Genomic DNA, 17288 nt, shown 5'->3' with positions numbered 1-17288 from the left:
GTGGCCTGGGGGTCAGGCCGCAAGCGACCGCAAGGCTGAGACGATGACGACGACCCCGACGCCGTAGGTCTCATCGACAGTGGTCTGGAGCGTCCCGTCGTCCCACACGACCCGGGTCCACAGGCGGCCGCGCTCCGGCCACGATTCGAGCAGGTGCGCTCCCAGCAACGGGGGGAGCTGTTCCTGGATGTCGGCCAGAGTCGCCTCGTCGATGTCACCCGGCTCGCCGCCGGTCGGATCTTCGACGGGAAGCGGGTCATAGAGCGCGAGCTGCATCGGGTTCCGGGTCACGGTGATACGGCTGCCGTCGTAGGTTCCGATGACGGCATACGCTCCCCAGGTGACACCGGCGGCCGTCTCGGCGTCGTTGAGGTCTTCCCACGACCAGCCGAGCAGCGGGATGCCCTCGCACTGCGGCGGAAAGGACTCCATGACCGCCCCGAGACACAGTGACGGCCCGGCCCCGGCATCCAGAACCGTCCCTTCGCCGACGACCTCGCCGGACGGCGGCGACGGCTCCACGTTGGCCGTTCCCGGGCGTGGCGCGTCCGTGCCGGGGAGGGACGCAGCACCCCCTGCGGGGGCGCTCGCGGGGGTCGCGCACGCGGTGAGGAGCATGAGGGCTGCACCGATGGCGGACGTCACTGCGGTTCGGAACGTGCTCATGCCTGACAGTGTCGGCTCCCCGCCGACCGTCTCACGCACGTCAGCGACCCCCCTTGACACTTCGCGGATGACCGCGGTTGCATGGAGGCGAGGTGGGTGATATGACCAACGTCGGTCTTCTCCTAGTAGGAGTCGTCCTCTTCGTCAACGGGGCGAGTTTGCTGGGCGCCGTGCGCCCGAGGGATGCCGTGCCGATCAACTTCTTCGTCGGCGGCGTTCAGGTGGTCTTTCCGACGCTCGCGATGCTCGTGGCCGGGTCGGGCCTCGACGCCGGGTACTCCGTCGCCGCGCTCTATCTGTTCGGGTTCACCTACCTGTATGTGGCGCTCAACACCCTGATGGGCAATGATGGCAGCGGACTGGGGTGGTTCTCCCTCTTCGTGGTCGCGATCACGATCTGGTCGGGCATCACGTCGCTGGCCACCGACCCCGCGTTCGCGGTGATCTGGTTCGTGTGGGCGGTGATGTGGTTGATGTTCTTCCTCAGTCTCGCACTGGGCGTGGCCGGGTTGACCGGATTCACCGGCTGGCTGCTGCTGATCGGATCACACCTGACGGCGACGATCCCCGCCCTCATGATCTTCGAGGGCGTCTGGTCCACGTCGACGACCGCGGGAGTCGTCGCGGCCGTGATCGCCGTCGTGTTGATCGCCCTCTGCGCGATTCTCGGGCGCGTCCGGCCGGTGCTGATTCGTCAGAAGGCCGATCCGGACGGTGCGGGAAGGGGGCGGTCGGCATGACGCGGTACGACTTCCGCTGCGCGCACGGCGACCTGCACGAGCGGAGCTTTCCGATGGGTCAGGCCCCCGACGCGATCGAGGCGGAGTGCGGCTCGGCGGCACGGCGCGTGTTCGCGGCCCCGTATCTCAGCGGCGCCGTCAGCGGCGCCTTCCAGGCCATCGAGACGTCGATGCGATCGGCGTACGAGCCCCCGGTCGTCACCGCGCTGCCCGGCGCCCCCCGCACACCGACTCCGGTGAGTGCGGAGCCGCGCCATGCGAGGTTGCCCCGGCCATAGCGAAGTGGAGCTGCCGTGCGGACCAGCGCGGCCGGAACGGTGCCGACCGAGATGCTTTCGGCACCCTACGATGGGAGATGGATCAATGCCAGAAGTGATCTTTCCGCTCGATTCGAGCAAGCGGTTCGAGGAGCAGCTGAAGGTCGGCCACAACCGTTGGCACCCGGAGATCCCGCCGGTGGCATCCGTCCGACCGGGGGATGCGTTCCGCGTCGACTGTCGCGAGTGGTTCGACGGGGCGATCGTCAACGACGACAGTGCCGACGACATCCTCAACGCGCCGCTGGACACGGTGCACAAGCTCAGCGGGCCGTTCCGCATCGAGGGTGCGCAACCGGGCGACCTGCTGATCGTCGACATTCTCGACGTCGGGCCGATTCCGCAGGAGGACTCCGGTCCGCTGGCCGGACAGGGCTGGGGCTACACCGGCATCTTCGCCAAGCGCAACGGTGGCGGGTTCCTCACCGATCAGTTCCCCGACGCGTACAAGGCGATCTGGGATTTCACCGGGCAGGTCGCCAGTAGTCGGCACATTCCGGAGGTGTCTTTCGAAGGGCTCATCCACCCTGGATTGATGGGGACGGCACCCAGCGCCGCGTTGCTCGCGACGTGGAACACGCGCGAGGCGGCGCTGATCGCAACCGACCCGGACCGGGTGCCGCCGCTCGCGTTGCCGCCGCAGCCGGTCGATGCCGTTCTGGGCTCGTTGCCGGCGTCGGAGTATGACCGGGTCGCCGCGGAGGCCGCCCGCACCGCGCCACCGCGGGAGAACGGCGGCAACCAAGACATCAAGAACCTCTCCAAGGGCACCCGGATCTTCTACCCGGTGTTCGTGGATGGGGCGAATCTGTCGCTCGGCGACCTGCATTTCTCGCAGGGCGACGGCGAGATCACCTTCTGCGGCGCGATCGAGATGGGGGGTTTCATCGATCTGCACGTCGACCTGATCAAGGGCGGGATGGACACGTACGGGGTGACTGAGAACGCGATCTTCATGCCGGGGCGGGTCGATCCCCGCTTCTCGGAGTGGCTGGCATTCTCCGGCACGTCGGTGACACTCGACGGGGAACAGCGCTACCTGGACTCCCACCTGTCGTACCAGCGGGCGTGCCTGCACGCGATTGACTACCTGACGAAGTTCGGGTACAGCCCCGAGCAGGCGTATCTGCTGCTCGGGGCTGCGCCGATCGAGGGACGGTTGTCGGGTGTCGTCGACATTCCCAACGCGTGTGCGACGGTCTACCTGCCGACGTCGATCTTCGACTTCGATGTGCGCCCGTCGGCATCCGGTCCCCATCAGGTGACGCAGGGGGTTCCCGCTCCCCACGCCGCCTGACGGTCAGGTCGTCACGGTCAGTCGAGCACGACCGTGTCCAGGTCGGGTTCGCTGTCGATGAACCCGTAGGCGTACGCGGTCGCGCTGAGGTCTTCCAGGACGCTGCGGTCGAGGTCGGCGGAGAGGTACTCGAGGTTGAGGCCGTCGACCACGGCAGCGTCCATACCGGTGAAATCGACGATCGCCGCGCGGAACGCGGACTGGTCGTCCATCGCGCGGTCGGTGGATTCGGCGATGGAGGCCCGGAACGCGGCCACGACGTCGGGGTTCGCCGCCGCGTAGTCCCCGGTGGTGAAGGTCACCATCGAGTACAGGCCTGGGATGGCGCGCAGCGCGTCCCCGATGAAGGTGATGCCCTCGGTGGCGCGCGCCTGGCTCAGAAACGGCTCGGGAATCCATGCCGCATCGATGTTGCCCTGCTCCAGCTGAGCGAGCTGGTCGGGAAAGGCTATCTCGGTGAAGGTGACCGCCTCGGGGTCGCCGCCGTCGTCCTCGACCGAGCTCATGATCGTGAGGTCGCCTTGGGTGTTGAGGGCGTTGACGGCGACGGTCTTGTGCTCCAGGTCCTGCCACGTCGTGATCCCGGAGTCGGTGCGGACGACGACGCCGGACGGCGCGAGGTCTTCGGGGTCGTCCACGTTCTCATAGCTCGTCGAGTAGCCGGCGATGATGCGCATGTCCAGTCCCTGGCTGGCGGCGACGAGGACGGACAGAGGATTACCGACCGCGAATTGGATCGAGCCGCTCGACACGGCCGGAAGCAGCGCCGCCCCGCCCTGGCCGAGCTGGATGTCCACGTCGAGTCCGTGCGCGGCGAAGATGCCCTCGTCGATGCCCATCGGCACCGCGGAGGAGGTGGCGATCTGCAGCAGACCCACTGTGACCGGCGTCGACGCGCCGGTGCCGTCGCCGGCTGGGGTCTGCTCATCACCGCTGAGCGTGCCCGACGAGCATCCGGCGAATCCGAGCGCCAGCGCGGCGCCGGTCAGCAGGGCGATGGTGCGAAGACGGGTTCTGTGCATGGTGATCACTCCTTGTCGGGACCGCGTCGCTGTGGTCCTCGCGCCGTGGCGCGTCCCAACCATCTAAGGATTAAATGATTACATTTGTCAATGATCGTCTTCTTCTGCTGTGGCGCGGTAGGGTCGCCTGCATGACCCACCTCCAGCCCACCGTGCCCTCACCCCCCGGTGGCGCCGACCGTCTGTGGGCGAGCGTCGTGGGGGGCGACGTGAGCTTTCTGCTCGCGCGGGCGAACTTCTTCTCGATCTCGAAGGTCAACGCCGCGCTGGCCCCGTTCGGACTGAAGGCGCGGTCCCTGTCCGTGTTGGCGATCGCCGCATCCGAGCTGCGACCGTCGCAGCGCGAGCTGGCCGACTTCCTCTGCCTGGACGCGCGGCAGATCATGCTGATCGTCGACGACCTGGAGTGCCGCGGGTGGGTCACGCGCGAGCCCGCGCCCGCGGACCGTCGCATCAACATCGTGGTCGCCACCACCGAGGGCCGCCGGGTGCACGACGAAGCCCGCGCGAGTGCCACGGCGGCGGGGAACGAACTGATGAGCACCGTGGCGGCCTCCGATTTCGATCGCTTGTCGCGGGCGCTGCGGGCCCTCGCCACCCCGCCGCGTGAGCCCTGAGCGAGCGCAGCACGCATGCGGGTGTTCGACATCGGTGTATCCTGGGTGCATGCGTGCGCGCTCGCTGCTCCTTAGCCGCCGCGACGAGACCTTGATCTAGGGCCTTTCTCGTCGCGGAGCTCGTCGTTGGCCCGCCATCCTGGACGAGAAGAGAAGCGACACGACATCATGGACAACAGCCAGCAGCCCTCGGCGATGCCGATCCACAAGTACCGGCCCTTCCACGAGCAGATCCGCGTCGATCTGCCCGACCGCACCTGGCCGGACAAACGCATCACCGGCGCACCGCGCTGGTGCGCCGTCGACCTGCGTGACGGGAACCAAGCGCTCATCGACCCGATGAGCCCGGAGCGTAAGCGGATCATGTTCGAGCTGCTCGTCTCAATGGGCTACAAGGAGATCGAGGTCGGATTCCCGTCGGCGAGCCAGACCGATTTCGACTTCGTCCGCCAGATGATCGAAGTGAACCTGATTCCCGACGACGTCACGATTCAGCTGTTGACGCAGCCTCGCGAGCACCTCATCGAGCGCACCTACGAGGCGATCGCCGGGGCCAAGCAGGCCATCGTGCACTTCTACAACTCGACGAGCGTGCTGCAGCGTGACGTGGTCTTCCGCACCGACAAGCAGGGCATCGTCGATATCGCGCTGGAGGGCGCGCGACTGTGCCGGTCGTTCGAGAAGCGCATCCCCGAGACGGCGGTGTACTACGAGTATTCGCCGGAGAGCTACACCGGCACCGAGCTGGATTTCGCCGTCGACATCTGCAACCAGGTGCTGGAGGTGCTGGAGCCGACCGCGGACCGCAAGGTGATCATCAACCTGCCCGCGACCGTCGAGATGGCCACCCCCAACGTGTACGCCGACTCGATCGAGTGGATGTCGCGGCACCTGAACCACCGCGAGAACGTCGTGCTGTCGCTGCATCCGCACAACGACCGCGGTACGGCCGTCGCCGCCGCCGAGCTGGGCTACATGGCCGGAGCCGACCGCATCGAGGGATGCCTGTTCGGCAACGGCGAGCGTACCGGGAACGTCGACCTGGTGGCGCTGGGCATCAACCTGTTCACGCAGGGCATCGATCCGCAGATCGACTTCAGCGACATCGACCACGTCAAGCGCACCGCGGAGTACTGCAACCAGTTGCCGGTGCACGAGCGCAGCCCCTGGGCGGGCGATCTGGTGTTCACGGCGTTCAGCGGATCCCACCAGGACGCGATCAAGAAGGGCTTCGAATCGATGGCCGCGCGGGCCGAGGCCGAGGGCGCGTCCGTCGATGAGATCGAGTGGGCGGTGCCGTATCTGCCGATCGACCCGAAGGATCTGGGTCGTTCGTACGAGGCCGTCATCCGTGTCAACTCGCAGTCTGGCAAGGGCGGGGTCGCCTACCTGCTGAAGGCGGACCATTCGCTGGATCTGCCGCGCCGGCTCCAGATCGAGTTCTCCGGCGTTGTACAGGCGATGACCGATGCCGAGGGCGGCGAGGTCTCTAGCGACCAGATCTGGTCGATCTTCAGCGACGAGTACCTGCCCGCCGACCGGTCCGAGGCCAAGTGGGGTCGGTTCGAGTTGCTGTCCACGGCCACCTCCAGTGACATGTCCGGCGATGTCTCGCTCGAGGTGACGCTGCGCGACGGGGAAGCGGTCGTCCCGGCATCCGGCATCGGCAACGGCCCGGTGGCCGCGTTCCTCGATGTGCTGGGGGCTCAGGGCATCGAAGTCACGGTGTTCGACTACGTCGAACACGCGCTGAGCGCCGGCGGCGACGCGCAGGCCGCATCGTACGTCGACCTGCAGGTCGACGGCGAGCGCCTGTGGGGCGTCGGCATCGACGGTGACATTTCCACCGCGAGCCTGAAGGCGATCGTGTCGGGCGTCAACCGCGCCTTGCGTACCCGAAGCCAGGCCCCCGCGATCCTCGCCGCCGTCTGACCCCGCACGGGTCGGCCCGCCACCCCCAACCCGCGGCCGGGGGGATGCTGGGCGTGCCGCGTCGGGGTGTCGGGAGCGGAGCGGATAATGGACGCGTGCCCACATATCGCGACGAAGTGGTGGTGCTGCGCACCCACAAACTGGGCGAGGCAGACCGCATCGTGACCATGCTCAGTCGCGGCCACGGCAAGATCCGTGCCGTCGCGAAGGGCGTGCGGCGCACGTCGTCGCGGTTCGGGGCACGACTGGAACCGTTCATGGTCGCCGACGTGCAGCTGCACAAGGGCCGCAGCCTCGACATCGTGCAGCAGGCGGAGTCCCTCGGCTCCTACGGGGCCGACATCGCCACGCACTACGAGCGGTACACCGCGGCCCACGCGATGGTCGAAGCGGCCGACCGCCTGAACGAGGCGGAGACCACCCCGCAGCAGTACCTGCTGCTGGTGGGAGGGCTCCGATCGCTGGCCCGCGGCGACCACGACGGCCGTGCGATCCTGGACTCCTATCTGCTGCGCGCGATGGCGCTGTCGGGCTGGGCGCCGGCTCTGGACGCCTGCGCCCGCTGCGGCGCGCCCGGCCCGCACGACGGGTTCGTCGCGCAGCTGGGCGGTAGCGTCTGCGCCGTGTGCGCCCCGGCGGGTTCGGCCCGCATCCGGCCAGATTGTCTCGAACTGCTGCGGGCACTCATGGCGGGGGAGTGGGATGCCGTGGACCGCGCCCCGGTCGCGGCGAGCTCGGCGGCGTCCGGGCTCGTGGCCGCGTACGCGCAGTGGCATCTGGAACGCGGCATCCGGTCGCTGGCGCACGTGGAGGCCGTGCGGTGAGCCCGAAGCCGTACACGCACCGCGACGCGGTGCCTTACCGGCCGCTGGACTGGACGGGTCTGAATCCGCCCGCCTTCCCGGCGGTTCCGCACCACGTCGCCATCGTCATGGACGGCAACGGCCGCTGGGCGAACCGACGCGGCCTCACCCGCGTCGAGGGGCACCGCGCGGGGGAGGAAGTGCTGCTGGATGTCGTCGCCGGCGCCGTCCAGGCGGGGGTCAAGCATTTGAGCGTGTACGCGTTCTCGACCGAGAACTGGGCGCGGTCCCCCGACGAGGTCCGCTTCCTCATGGGGTACAACCGCAAGGTGCTCCATCGTCGCCGCGATCAGCTGAACGAGTGGGGGGTGCGGGTGCGGTGGGCCGGTCGCGCGCCGCGGCTGTGGCGGTCGGTCATCACCGAGTTGCAGTATGCGGAGCGCCTCACCGCGGACAATGACGTGCTCACCCTCACGATGTGCATCAACTACGGCGGCCGGCACGAGATCGTCGACGCGATGCGGGCGATGGGGGAGCAGATCGTGCGGGGGGAGCTGAAACCCTCGGCCATCACCGAGAAGACGGTGCGCCGCCATCTGTACGTCCCCGACATGCCCGATGTGGACCTGTTCGTGCGGTCGTCGGGGGAGCAGCGCACCTCGAACTTCCTGCTGTGGGAGGCGGCGTACGCGGAGATGGTCTTCCTCGACACGCTGTGGCCGGACTTCTCGCGCACCGACCTGTGGGGGGCGATCCAGCTCTACCTCGACCGCGACCGGCGCTTCGGCGGTGCCGTCGATGCCCCGACCGCGGAATAGACCGGCACGGGCCCGCGGTTGCATCCGATGTGACGGATGCCATCAAGATCGACGTGTGGAGTGACATCGCCTGCCCCTGGTGCTACATCGGCAAGCGCAACCTGGAGAACGGACTGGCCGCGACCGCGGACGACGAGGACGCGCCGGTCGTGGAGGTGACGTATCACTCCTACGAGTTGTCGCCGGACACGCCGGTCGACTTCGACGGCGACGAGATCGACTACCTCGCCGGCCGCAAGGGCATGCCCCGGGCGCAGGTGGAGCAGATGCTTGCCAGCGTCACCGACGCCGCCCGCGGTGCCGGATTGGACTACCGGTTCGACCGGGTTCGGCACACCAACACGGTGAAGGCCCACGAACTGCTGCATTTCGCGCACGCCCTCGGCAAGCAGCACGAGATGGCCGAGCGGCTGATGTCGGCCTACTTCACCGAGGGCCGCCATGTCGGGCAGGTCGACGACCTGGTGCGACTGGCCGGCGAGATCGGATTGGACCCGGATGCCGCGCGCGCCGCACTCGACGAGAACCGCTACCTCGATGCGGTCCGCGCCGACGAGACGCGTGCGCGTGAGCTGGGCATCAATGGGGTGCCGTTCTTCGTCATCGACGGCACCTACGGCGTCAGCGGTGCGCAGCCGCCAGAGGCGTTCGCGCAGATCGCGCGCCAGGTGTGGACGGAGCACACCGCCGGCTGAATCAGGCCAGCGCGTCCTCGATCGCCGCGATCACTTCGGGGGCATCCGGCGTCGTCTTCGGACGGAAGCGGTGCACCTGTCCGTCGGAGGTGACCAGGAACTTCTCGAAGTTCCACATGATGGGACCCTTCGTCCCTTCGACGGTGGGTGCCTGCTTCAGGGCCTTGTACAGCGGCGCGGCGTGGGAGCCGTTGACCCGGATCTTGGCCATGATCGGGAAACTGACTCCCCACGTCGTCGCGCAGTAGTCCAGAATCTCCGCCATCGTCCCTGGTTCTTGACCCATGAACTGGTTGCACGGAAATCCGACGACTGTCAGTCCCCGGTCGTGGTAGGCGCGCTGCAGTTGCTCCAGCTGTTCGTACTGCGGCGTGAGACCGCACTTGGAGGCGACGTTGACCACGAGCACGGGGCCGGCGGCCAGGTCTTGAAGCGTCGTGTCGGTGCCCTCGGCTGTCTGGAACGGAATGCTGCGCAGGTCGGTCTCGGTGTGGCTCACCTCCCCAGGCTATGCCGGTTCCGCCGTGGGCGGCAGAGGTCTGGGAGAATGGTCCGGTGACCCTACCCGCCACCGCCGCGCGCCCCCTGCGCATCGGCCCGTTGACGCTGGCTGCACCGGTCGTCCTGGCCCCGATGGCGGGCATCACGAACACGGCGTTCCGGCGGCTCTGCCGCGAATACGGCGCGGGGCTGTACGTCTCCGAGATGATCACGACCCGCGCGCTCGTCGAGCGCAACGCTGCAACGATGCGCCTCATCCGTCACCACGAGTCCGAGACGCCGCGCAGCATCCAGCTCTACGGCGTCGACCCGGCGACGACCGAAGCGGCCGTGCGGATGCTGGTGACCGAGGATCACGCCGACCACATCGACCTGAACTTCGGGTGCCCGGTGCCGAAGGTGACGCGCAAGGGCGGCGGCGCGGCGCTGCCGTGGAAGCTGGGGTTGTTCCGCGACATCGTCTCCCGCGCCGCCCGCGCCGCGGGGGATGTGCCGCTCACGGTCAAGATGCGCAAGGGGATCGACCCCGATCACCTCACGTTCCTCGACGCGGGCCGCATCGCGGAGGACGCCGGGGTTTCGGCGGTCGCCCTGCACGCGCGCACCGCCTCGGAGTTCTACTCCGGCACCGCCGACTGGGATGCCATCGGTGAGCTGAAGCAGGTGGTGACCTCCGTCCCGGTGCTCGGCAACGGCGACATCTGGGCGGCCGACGACGCGGTGCGCATGCTGGCCGAGACTGGATGCGACGGCGTCGTGGTCGGGCGTGGTTGCCTCGGCCGGCCGTGGCTGTTCGGCGACCTGGCGCGGGCGCTGGGCGGTCCCGACGCCGCCCCGGACGATCCGGTCGATGCCACGCTTGCGTTCGTGGCCCGGGCGTTCCGCCGCCACGCAGAGCTTCTGGTCGAGTTCTTCGACGACGAGGGGCGCGGATGCCGCGACATCCGCAAGCATGTCGCCTGGTACTTCAAGGGCTACCCGGTGGGCGGCGAGCTGCGAGCGAGCCTGGCGACGGTGTCGACCCTGGCCGAGATCGACGATCTGATCGCGACGATGGACCTGACCGCCCCCTACCCCGGGGCCGCGGCCGAGGGGCAGCGGGGTCGCGCCGGCAGTCCCAAACGCACGGCGCTGCCGCAGGGCTGGCTCGACTCGCGCGATCTCGGCGAGGATGCCTCGTGCGCGCTCGCGGAGGCAGAACTGGACCACAGTGGCGGGTGAGTCGGCCAGCGGCGTCGGGGTGGCAGCCGGCCGGCCGCCGGGCTACACCGATCGCGACGCCGAGCGCTTTCACCCCGAGCGTCACCGGTCCCAGCGTGACAGTTTCGCGCGCGACCGCGCGCGGGTGCTGCACTCGGCCGCGTTCCGACGGCTGGGGTCCAAGACGCAGGTGCTGAGCCCGGCCAGTCCCGCCGACTTCGCCCGTAACCGGCTGACCCACTCGCTGGAGGTGGCGCAGGTCGGTCGGGAGCTGGCGATCGCACTCCAGCTCGCCCCCGACGTGGTCGACACGGCGTGCCTGAGCCATGACATCGGGCATCCGCCGTTCGGTCACAACGGCGAACGGGCGCTCAACGAATGGGCGGAGGACATCGGCGGGTTCGAGGGCAACGCCCAGACCCTCCGCATCCTCACCCGGTTGGAACCGAAGGTGCGCGGCGACGGCGGGGAGAGCGTCGGCCTCAATCTCACGCGGGCGAGCCTGGACGCGACCTGCAAATACCCGTGGACCCTCGACGCACCGGTCCCCGACCCCGGGGGGCGCCTGAAGTTCGGGGTCTACCCCGACGACGAGCCCGTGTTCGCGTGGTTGCGCCAGGGGGCACCGGGCCGGGTGCGATGCATCGAAGCGGAGGTGATGGATCTCTCCGACGACATCGCCTACTCGGTGCACGACCTCGAAGATGCGATCCTCAACGGCTACCTCGATCCGCGCCGTTTGGCTGATCCGCGCGAGCGGGAAGCCATTTTAGGCGCGATCCAGACCTGGGTGGGGTACGACTTCACCCGCGACGAGCTCGCCGACGGGCTTTACCGGCTGTCACGGGTGCCGGAGTGGCTGACGTTCTTCGACGGCACCCGGCCCGCGGTGGCGCAGCTGAAGAACCTGACCAGCGACCTCATCGGGCGGTTCGCCCGGGCCGCGACGGCTGCCACGCGCGAGCACTACGAGACACCCGTCCTGACACGGTTCCGCGGGTGTGTGATCGTGCCCCGCAGCATCGAGACCGAGATGGCGGTGCTGAAGGGCATCATCGGGGCGTTCGTCGTGACGATCGACGGACGCAAGGGTCTCTACAAGGAGCAGCGCCGCGTGCTGAAGCGCCTCGCGTCGGCGCTGGCGGCGCGTCCCGAGCACCTCGACGCGATCCACGCGGCGGACTTCGCTCAGGCGACGACGGATGCCGCGCGTCGTCGCGTCATCGTCGATCAGGTGGCCAGCCTCACCGACCGGTTCGCTATCGAGTGGCACGCCCGTCTGATTGGGCCTGTCGACCTGCGCGAGCTCGGGCTGTGGTCGGCGGATGCCCGGGTGACGGTCTCCGCGGGCTTCGCCCTCCCCGAACCGATCGAGGGCCTGTAATGCCCCGCATCCGGCAGGCCGACGTCGACGAGGTGAAGGCGCGAACGAACATCGCCGACATCATCGGCGAGCGGGTCGCGCTCAAACCCGCGGGGGTGGGCTCGATGAAGGGCCTGTGCCCCTTCCACGACGAACGCAGCCCGAGTTTCAACGTGCGGCCGCAGGCCGGCTATTACCACTGCTTCGGGTGCGGCGAGTCCGGTGACGTGTACTCGTTCCTGCGGGCGATGGATCACCTGTCGTTCACCGAAGCGGTGGAACGGCTGGCCGCCAAGATCGGGTATCAGCTGCACTACGAAGACGGCGGCGCCGCGCCTGAGACCAGCGGGCGCAGCCGTCTCTACCAGGCGAACTCCGCGGCCGCGGAGTGGTTTCGCGGGCAATTGTCTTCGTCGGAGGCCGACGCGGGGCGCAGGTTCCTTGGGGAGCGGGGCTTCGATGCCGGGGCGGCGGCGCACTTCGGCATCGGGTACGCCCCGAAAGGGTGGGAGCACCTGCGCGACGCGCTGCGGTCGCAGGGGTACACCGACGAGGAGCTCGCCGCGGCCGGGCTCGTCTCGCAGGGGCAGCGCGGTGTCTACGACCGGTTCCGTGGTCGGGTGGTGTGGCCGATCCGCGACGTCACGGGGCAGACGATCGGGTTCGGTGCGCGGCGGCTGTTCGACGACGACAAGGGGCCCAAGTACCTGAACACCCCCGAGACCGCGATCTACAAGAAGGCGCAGGTGCTCTACGGCCTCGACCTCGCGAAGAAGCCGATCTCCCGCACGCGCCGCGTGGTGGTCGTCGAGGGCTACACCGACGTGATGGCCTGTCACCTCGCCGGTGTCACGACGGCGATCGCGACCTGTGGCACGGCGTTCGGGTCCGATCACATCTCGGTGCTGCGGCGGGTCATGGGCGATGATTCGACCGCAGGCGAGGTGATCTTCACGTTCGACCCGGATGCGGCCGGTCAGAAGGCGGCGTTGCGGGCATTCGGTGAGGAGAAGCGGTTCGCGGCACAGACGTACGTCGCGGTCGCCTCCGAGAACCTCGACCCGTGCGATCTGCGGTTGGCGCACGGCGACGCCGCGGTGCGTGCTCTGATCGAGGCGAAGACCCCGATGTTCGAGTTCGCGATGGACCAGCGACTGGCTGGTTTCGACCTGTCGACGGTCGAGGGGAGGATCGGTGCGTTGCGGGCGGCCGCGCCCATCCTCGCTGAGATCCGCGACGCGGCGTTGCGGCCCGGCTCCACGCGCGTGCTGGCGCGCCCACTCGGCGAGGACCGCGCCGAGGTCACCCGCGAGGTCGAGCGCGCGGCGCGCGCCCCCCGCCGGGGCGAGGGCGACCGTGCGCGACCGCGTGCGCCCGAGCCGGACGTCGCGGCACCCACCAGGGTGACGCTGGCGTCGCTGCCGCGCGGCGTCGATGTCGGATTGGAACGGGACGCGCTGATGGGCATCCTTCAGTACGGGCATGCACTGGAAGCCGCGGAGGTGGACGCCGCCCTCGCGCTGCCGATGCTGCATCCGGCGCTGGACGCGGTGCGACAGGCGGTCGTCGCGGCGGGCGACCGCACGCGGGTGGGGTGGGCGTCCGGCGCCGTGGACGCGACGCGGGAGCCCTACCGGTCGTTGGCCGCGGAACTGCTGACGGCGCGCTTTCCCGCGCTCACCGAGGAGGAGGCGCGGGCGTCAGCGCGGGCGCTGTGCCAGCGGCTGCGGTTGCGGGCGCTGGACCGGGAGAAGAACGAGCTGCTGGGGCGGGTGCAGCGTGTGGCGCCCGACTCCGACGAGGGCCGCGAGGTGCGGGTGCGGTTGCGGGATCTGGACCAGCGGCGCCGGGCGCTGGCCGACGCGCAGTAGCGCGGCGGCGTCGGAACGGGCAGGATGAGGCGCATGCGCCGACCCGTAGACGCCGTGCCTGTTCGCTGTGACGACCTGTCCCTGTCGCGCGGTGCCGACCGCGTCGTGGACGGCGTGACCCTCACGCTCGAGGAGGGTCGCACGCTCGCGGTGATGGGAGCCACCGGCGCCGGCAAGTCGTCGCTGGCGGCGATGCTGGGCGGCGCGGAGGTGCCCGGCCTGGTCGTCTCGGGCGGGGACGCATCGGTGCTCGGGGTGCCGATCGGCAAGGGCGGGCGCGCGCGCCGGCATCGCCTGTTCGCGACCGGGTATCTGCCGCAGCGCGCCGGGACGTCGCTGCCGCCGCGACTGACCGTCGGGGAGGTGATCGGCGAGCCGGTCGCCAGTCGTGACCGCCGCGTGAATCAGCGGGCACTGGCCGAGCGGGTGGCGGGATTGCTGGACGAGTTCGGCCTGTCGCTCGGGGCGGCGTCGAAGTACCCGTACGAGCTGAGTGCGGGGATGCGCCAGCGGGTCGCGATCGCGCGTGCGCTGATGCTCGACCCGCGCCTGCTGGTGGTCGATGAGCCGTTCGCGAACCTCGACCCGGAGGTGCACGTGCTCGTGCGGTACGCCCTCCGCCGCCGCGTCGCCGATGACGGGGTCGCGATGCTGATGGTCACCAACGACGCCGATGTCGCGCGCGACATCGGCGCGGACGTGCTCGTGCTCCACGGCGGGCACCCCGTCGCTGCCGGGCCGGGGGTCGATGACCTCACGTGGTCGCCGGGTGGCCGGGAGCAGGCCGGCGGCGGCGTGCGAGCAACCCCCTGAGCTTTGCTATGATCGTCTGGTTGCCCGCACGCGGGTGATTGATCCTCGGTAGCTCAATTGGCAGAGCAATCGGCTGTTAACCGATAGGTTCTTGGTTCGAGTCCAAGCCGGGGAGCCACCTCCCTCCCTCCCGTGATCTCACGCGTCGAGTTCGTCGATCCCTGGCGTCCACTGCGCGCCCGGGCGGCCCCAGCCGCGTTTGCGGGCGATCTTCTGCACGGTCTTCCAATCGCCGTCGTCGAGCCGGTCAACGTACAGGATGCCGTCGAGGTGGTCGAACTCGTGCTGCATGATGCGTGCGCACCAGCCGTTGACGCGGATGTCGACCGGATCGCCGACGAGGTCGGTCCCGGTGACGTGCACCGCGGGGGAGCGGCGCAGCGGGAACCGTTCGCCGGGGAAGGACAGACAGCCCTCCGATTCCTCGTCCGGGTCGGGCACGCCCGGCTCGAGCGGACGCATCCAGAGTTCGGGGTTGATGATCTCGCCGCGCCACGGCGCCCCGTGGTCGTCCTGGTACGAGTACGTGTAGATCCGCAGTCCGACACCGACCTGCGGGGCCGCCAATCCGACGCCGGGAGCGGCGTCCATCGTCTCGTACATGTCCGCGACGAGAGCGCGGATCTCGTCCGTGATCTCGTCGACCGGAGCGGCGACGGAGTGGAGGATGGGGTCGCCCATGATGCGGATTGGAAGAACAGCCACGACACGAGCCTAATCGAGCCGGTCGTACGGTTAGGGTCGAGGTGTGGACGTGGTTCTCACCGCCATCGGTGACCTGACGGACGACCTGGTCGGTGTGTTCCGCGACCCCAAAATCCTCATCGGCATCCCGCTTGCGCTGCTGGGTGCGGTGTTCATGTCGTTCGGTGCGCAGTACCAGCATCGCGGCGTGCAGAAGGTCGAGGCCGACTCCCGGGTCTCCGGCGGGGAGGGGCTCACCGGCGGGCAGTTGCTGCACCTGCTGCGCCGGCCGTCGTGGGTCGCCGGCACGATCATGCTGGGGTTGGCGATTGTGTGCCAGCTCGGAGCGCTGTCGTACGCCCCGCTGATCCTGGTGCAGCCGCTCGGCGCGGTTTCCCTCGTCATCACCACGCTCCTGAACGCCCGGATCAGCGGGCATCGTCCCACCCGGGGGTCGATCACGGCGATCATCCTGTGCGTGGGGGGCATCCTCGTGTTCGTGACGATCGCGGCTTTGTACGCAACCGAACGGCCGGTGACCGACCACCAGCTGATCACGATCCTCCTCATCTTGGCGGCGGTGATCATCGTGCTCACCACCCTGTGGCTGTGGTTGCGCAACCGGATGAAGGCGTTGTTCTACATCGTCGCCGCCGGCATCATCTACGGGTTCGTGGCCACCCTCGCGAAGGTGGTCATCAGCCGGCTGCAGACCGGCGACTTCGAGTGGCTGACGCTGCTGTGCCTGTTCGCGCTGATCGCGGGCACCGCCGTGGGCGCCTATTTCGTGCAGACGGCGTACGCATCGGGTCCGCCCGACCTCGTGATCGCCGGGCTCACGGTCATCGATCCGATCGTCGCGATCGTGATCGGGCTGGCGGTGCTCGGTGAGGCACAGTCGGCGCCGGGGGGAGCGTATGTGGGATTCCTCATCGCCGGGGCCATCGCGATTCTGGGCGTATACCTGCTCGCTCGTCACCACCCGCAGGTGGTGAGCGAAAGTCAGGAGATCCCGATTCAACGCGGCTCCAGCGGAACGGGACAGGAGCCGCCGCCGACCACGGGGTCGATCCGTCTCACCGAGGCCGTGTCGAGGGTGTGGCCGAACCCGCCCGTCGACGACGACCACGAGTTGGGCTTCCACGGCGACGACAAGGACGTCCGGTAGGCTCGATCCGTTACGGGGCGGTGGCCAAGCTGGTCAAGGCAGCGGGCTCATAACCCGACGATCGTGGGTTCAAGTCCCACCCGCCCCACCGAAGAAGGTTCACGCAGCGCGCACCGTGAATGACACGGTTGTGATTTTCGGCGCCGATGCGGGATACTGGAGTCACAATCGCATAAGCCCGCCGTACTCCGGCACACAGGTCGTAGGGGAAGACGTACCTGACGAAACGGAGAAATGATGGCGACACCACACGCGCGTGGAGTGATCTTCATTCACTCTGCGCCACGAGCGTTGTGCCCCCACTTGGAGTGGGCGGCGGGGCGCGCGCTGGGTACCGCGGTCAACTTCGATTGGGCAGACCAGCCCGTGCTCGCGGGCAGTCGGCGCACCGAGTTCGCGTGGACGGGACCGGCTGGTACCGGCGCGGCGCTCACGACCGCGATCCGAGGGTGGGAGCACCTCCGGTTCGAGGTCGTCGAAGAACCGACGGTTCGCAGCGACGGCGGACGCTGGATGCACACCCCCGGTCTCGGGATTCACTTCGCGCAGACCGACACCGTCGGCAACGTCGTCATCGGTGAGGACCGCATCCGCTACGCGATGGAGATCGCCGCAGGAGACCCGATCGAACTGCAGCGAGAACTGGAGGTCGCGCTCGGTGCGGCCTGGGACGAAGAGCTCGAGCCGTTCCGTCAGGCCGGGGACGACGCCCCCATTGTGTGGCTGCACAAGGTAGGCTGACACGCGGGACACAACTAGAGATTTCAGGCGGCAGGAGAGT

Annotated in this window: 18 protein-coding genes and 2 tRNA genes; 16 read left to right on the top strand and 4 right to left on the bottom strand. The window is 68.8% G+C overall.

The genetic code is table 11. The features are described 5' to 3' along the window. Nucleotides 1–12: 12 nt before the first annotated feature. Nucleotides 13–666, bottom strand: a complete 654-nt coding sequence (locus ACK5KK_RS01065; protein WP_416888239.1) for a hypothetical protein — start codon at nt 664–666, stop codon at nt 13–15. A 101-nt stretch (nt 667–767) separates the two neighbouring features. On the opposite strand from ACK5KK_RS01065, the gene ACK5KK_RS01060 reads away from it, so the two are divergent. From ACK5KK_RS01060 to fmdA, 3 genes are all read left to right on the top strand, one after another. Continuing rightward, nucleotides 768–1406 (top strand): AmiS/UreI family transporter, encoded by a 639-nt coding sequence (locus ACK5KK_RS01060; RefSeq protein WP_416888238.1) that lies wholly within the window; start codon nt 768–770, stop codon nt 1404–1406. Continuing rightward, nucleotides 1403–1684 carry a zinc ribbon domain-containing protein gene (locus ACK5KK_RS01055; protein ID WP_416888237.1) on the top strand — a complete coding sequence of 94 codons (282 nt, stop codon included), beginning with the start codon at nt 1403–1405 and terminating at the stop codon, nt 1682–1684. Before ACK5KK_RS01060 ends, ACK5KK_RS01055 begins: the two co-directional genes overlap by 4 nt. Nucleotides 1685–1769: 85 nt before the next feature. After that, complete coding sequence (fmdA, locus tag ACK5KK_RS01050; RefSeq protein ID WP_416888236.1) at nt 1770–3020, top strand: formamidase; 1251 nt, start codon at nt 1770–1772, stop codon at nt 3018–3020. Nucleotides 3021–3037: 17 nt separating this feature from the next. Here the strand turns inward: fmdA and ACK5KK_RS01045 are convergent, their stop codons facing one another. Further along, entirely contained in the window at nt 3038–4042 is a 1005-nt protein-coding gene (locus ACK5KK_RS01045; protein ID WP_416888235.1) for an ABC transporter substrate-binding protein, read from the bottom strand. Between the two features lie 131 nt (nt 4043–4173). On the opposite strand from ACK5KK_RS01045, the gene ACK5KK_RS01040 reads away from it, so the two are divergent. The 5 genes from ACK5KK_RS01040 to ACK5KK_RS01020 all read left to right on the top strand — a co-directional run bounded on the left by ACK5KK_RS01040 (nt 4174) and on the right by ACK5KK_RS01020 (nt 8907). After that, on the top strand, nt 4174–4659 hold the full coding sequence (locus ACK5KK_RS01040; protein ID WP_416888234.1) for a MarR family winged helix-turn-helix transcriptional regulator: 486 nt from the start codon (nt 4174–4176) through the stop codon (nt 4657–4659). Nucleotides 4660–4827: 168 nt separating this feature from the next. Next, entirely contained in the window at nt 4828–6591 is a 1764-nt protein-coding gene (leuA, locus tag ACK5KK_RS01035; protein ID WP_416888233.1) for a 2-isopropylmalate synthase, read from the top strand. Nucleotides 6592–6686: 95 nt separating this feature from the next. Next, nucleotides 6687–7415 carry a DNA repair protein RecO gene (gene recO, locus ACK5KK_RS01030; protein WP_416888232.1) on the top strand — a complete coding sequence of 243 codons (729 nt, stop codon included), beginning with the start codon at nt 6687–6689 and terminating at the stop codon, nt 7413–7415. Beyond that, nucleotides 7412–8212, top strand: coding sequence for an isoprenyl transferase (locus tag ACK5KK_RS01025; protein WP_416888231.1), 801 nt, complete (start codon nt 7412–7414; stop codon nt 8210–8212). Before recO ends, ACK5KK_RS01025 begins: the two co-directional genes overlap by 4 nt. 29 nt (nt 8213–8241) lie before the next feature. After that, a complete protein-coding gene (locus tag ACK5KK_RS01020; protein WP_416888230.1) occupies nt 8242–8907 on the top strand; it encodes a DsbA family oxidoreductase in 666 nt (221 codons plus the stop codon). A 1-nt stretch (nt 8908) separates the two neighbouring features. On the opposite strand, the gene ACK5KK_RS01015 is transcribed toward ACK5KK_RS01020, so the two are convergent. After that, on the bottom strand, nt 8909–9406 hold the full coding sequence (locus ACK5KK_RS01015; protein ID WP_416888229.1) for a glutathione peroxidase: 498 nt from the start codon (nt 9404–9406) through the stop codon (nt 8909–8911). An 11-nt stretch (nt 9407–9417) separates the two neighbouring features. Here ACK5KK_RS01015 and dusB point away from each other — a divergent pair, with 11 nt between their 5' ends. The 5 genes from dusB to ACK5KK_RS00990 all read left to right on the top strand — a co-directional run bounded on the left by dusB (nt 9418) and on the right by ACK5KK_RS00990 (nt 14773). Continuing rightward, nucleotides 9418–10629, top strand: coding sequence for a tRNA dihydrouridine synthase DusB (gene dusB / locus ACK5KK_RS01010; RefSeq protein ID WP_416888228.1), 1212 nt, complete (start codon nt 9418–9420; stop codon nt 10627–10629). Next, nucleotides 10619–11992, top strand: a complete 1374-nt coding sequence (locus ACK5KK_RS01005) for a deoxyguanosinetriphosphate triphosphohydrolase (protein ID WP_416888227.1) — start codon at nt 10619–10621, stop codon at nt 11990–11992. The genes dusB and ACK5KK_RS01005 overlap by 11 nt, the downstream gene beginning before the upstream one ends. Continuing rightward, nucleotides 11992–13842, top strand: coding sequence for a DNA primase (gene dnaG, locus ACK5KK_RS01000; RefSeq protein ID WP_416888226.1), 1851 nt, complete (start codon nt 11992–11994; stop codon nt 13840–13842). The genes ACK5KK_RS01005 and dnaG overlap by 1 nt, the downstream gene beginning before the upstream one ends. Before the next feature lie 33 nt (nt 13843–13875). After that, nucleotides 13876–14655: an ATP-binding cassette domain-containing protein gene (locus tag ACK5KK_RS00995; protein ID WP_416888225.1), complete on the top strand. Its 780-nt coding sequence runs from the start codon at nt 13876–13878 to the stop codon at nt 14653–14655. Between the two features lie 42 nt (nt 14656–14697). Next, a tRNA-Asn gene (locus ACK5KK_RS00990) sits at nt 14698–14773 on the top strand. A 20-nt stretch (nt 14774–14793) separates the two neighbouring features. Here the strand turns inward: ACK5KK_RS00990 and def are convergent. Next, the gene (def, locus tag ACK5KK_RS00985; protein WP_416888224.1) at nt 14794–15360 is read right to left on the bottom strand and encodes a peptide deformylase; all 567 of its coding nucleotides are present in this window, start codon (nt 15358–15360) and stop codon (nt 14794–14796) included. A gap of 49 nt (nt 15361–15409) precedes the next feature. Here def and ACK5KK_RS00980 point away from each other — a divergent pair, with 49 nt between their 5' ends. The 3 genes from ACK5KK_RS00980 to ACK5KK_RS00970 all read left to right on the top strand — a co-directional run bounded on the left by ACK5KK_RS00980 (nt 15410) and on the right by ACK5KK_RS00970 (nt 17248). Then, entirely contained in the window at nt 15410–16507 is a 1098-nt protein-coding gene (locus ACK5KK_RS00980) for a DMT family transporter (RefSeq protein WP_416888223.1), read from the top strand. Between the two features lie 14 nt (nt 16508–16521). Next, nucleotides 16522–16595, top strand: a tRNA-Ile gene (locus ACK5KK_RS00975). A 149-nt stretch (nt 16596–16744) separates the two neighbouring features. Next, a complete protein-coding gene (locus ACK5KK_RS00970; protein ID WP_416888222.1) occupies nt 16745–17248 on the top strand; it encodes a DUF3145 domain-containing protein in 504 nt (167 codons plus the stop codon). Nucleotides 17249–17288 lie beyond the last annotated feature (40 nt).

The sequence above is a fragment of the Microbacterium sp. genome (genome assembly GCF_047972865.1).
GTDB lineage: Bacteria > Actinomycetota > Actinomycetes > Actinomycetales > Microbacteriaceae > Microbacterium.
The sequence above is the reverse complement of the archived record's forward strand: the minus strand, read 5'-3'. Positions and strand labels throughout refer to the sequence as shown.

Bases quoted from the DNA above. Each gene is read 5' to 3' on its own strand.
- ACK5KK_RS01065 (WP_416888239.1), bottom strand. From the start codon at position 666: ATGAGCACGTTCCGAACCGCAGTGACGTCCGCCATCGGTGCAGCCCTC.
- fmdA (WP_416888236.1), top strand. From the start codon at position 1,770: ATGCCAGAAGTGATCTTTCCGCTCGATTCGAGCAAGCGGTTCGAGGAG.
- ACK5KK_RS01060 (WP_416888238.1), top strand. From the start codon at position 768: ATGACCAACGTCGGTCTTCTCCTAGTAGGAGTCGTCCTCTTCGTCAAC.
- ACK5KK_RS00970 (WP_416888222.1), top strand. From the start codon at position 16,745: ATGGCGACACCACACGCGCGTGGAGTGATCTTCATTCACTCTGCGCCA.
- dnaG (WP_416888226.1), top strand. From the start codon at position 11,992: ATGCCCCGCATCCGGCAGGCCGACGTCGACGAGGTGAAGGCGCGAACG.
- ACK5KK_RS01055 (WP_416888237.1), top strand. From the start codon at position 1,403: ATGACGCGGTACGACTTCCGCTGCGCGCACGGCGACCTGCACGAGCGG.
- ACK5KK_RS01040 (WP_416888234.1), top strand. From the start codon at position 4,174: ATGACCCACCTCCAGCCCACCGTGCCCTCACCCCCCGGTGGCGCCGAC.
- dusB (WP_416888228.1), top strand. From the start codon at position 9,418: ATGCCGGTTCCGCCGTGGGCGGCAGAGGTCTGGGAGAATGGTCCGGTG.
- ACK5KK_RS00995 (WP_416888225.1), top strand. From the start codon at position 13,876: ATGCGCCGACCCGTAGACGCCGTGCCTGTTCGCTGTGACGACCTGTCC.
- leuA (WP_416888233.1), top strand. From the start codon at position 4,828: ATGGACAACAGCCAGCAGCCCTCGGCGATGCCGATCCACAAGTACCGG.
- ACK5KK_RS01045 (WP_416888235.1), bottom strand. From the start codon at position 4,042: ATGCACAGAACCCGTCTTCGCACCATCGCCCTGCTGACCGGCGCCGCG.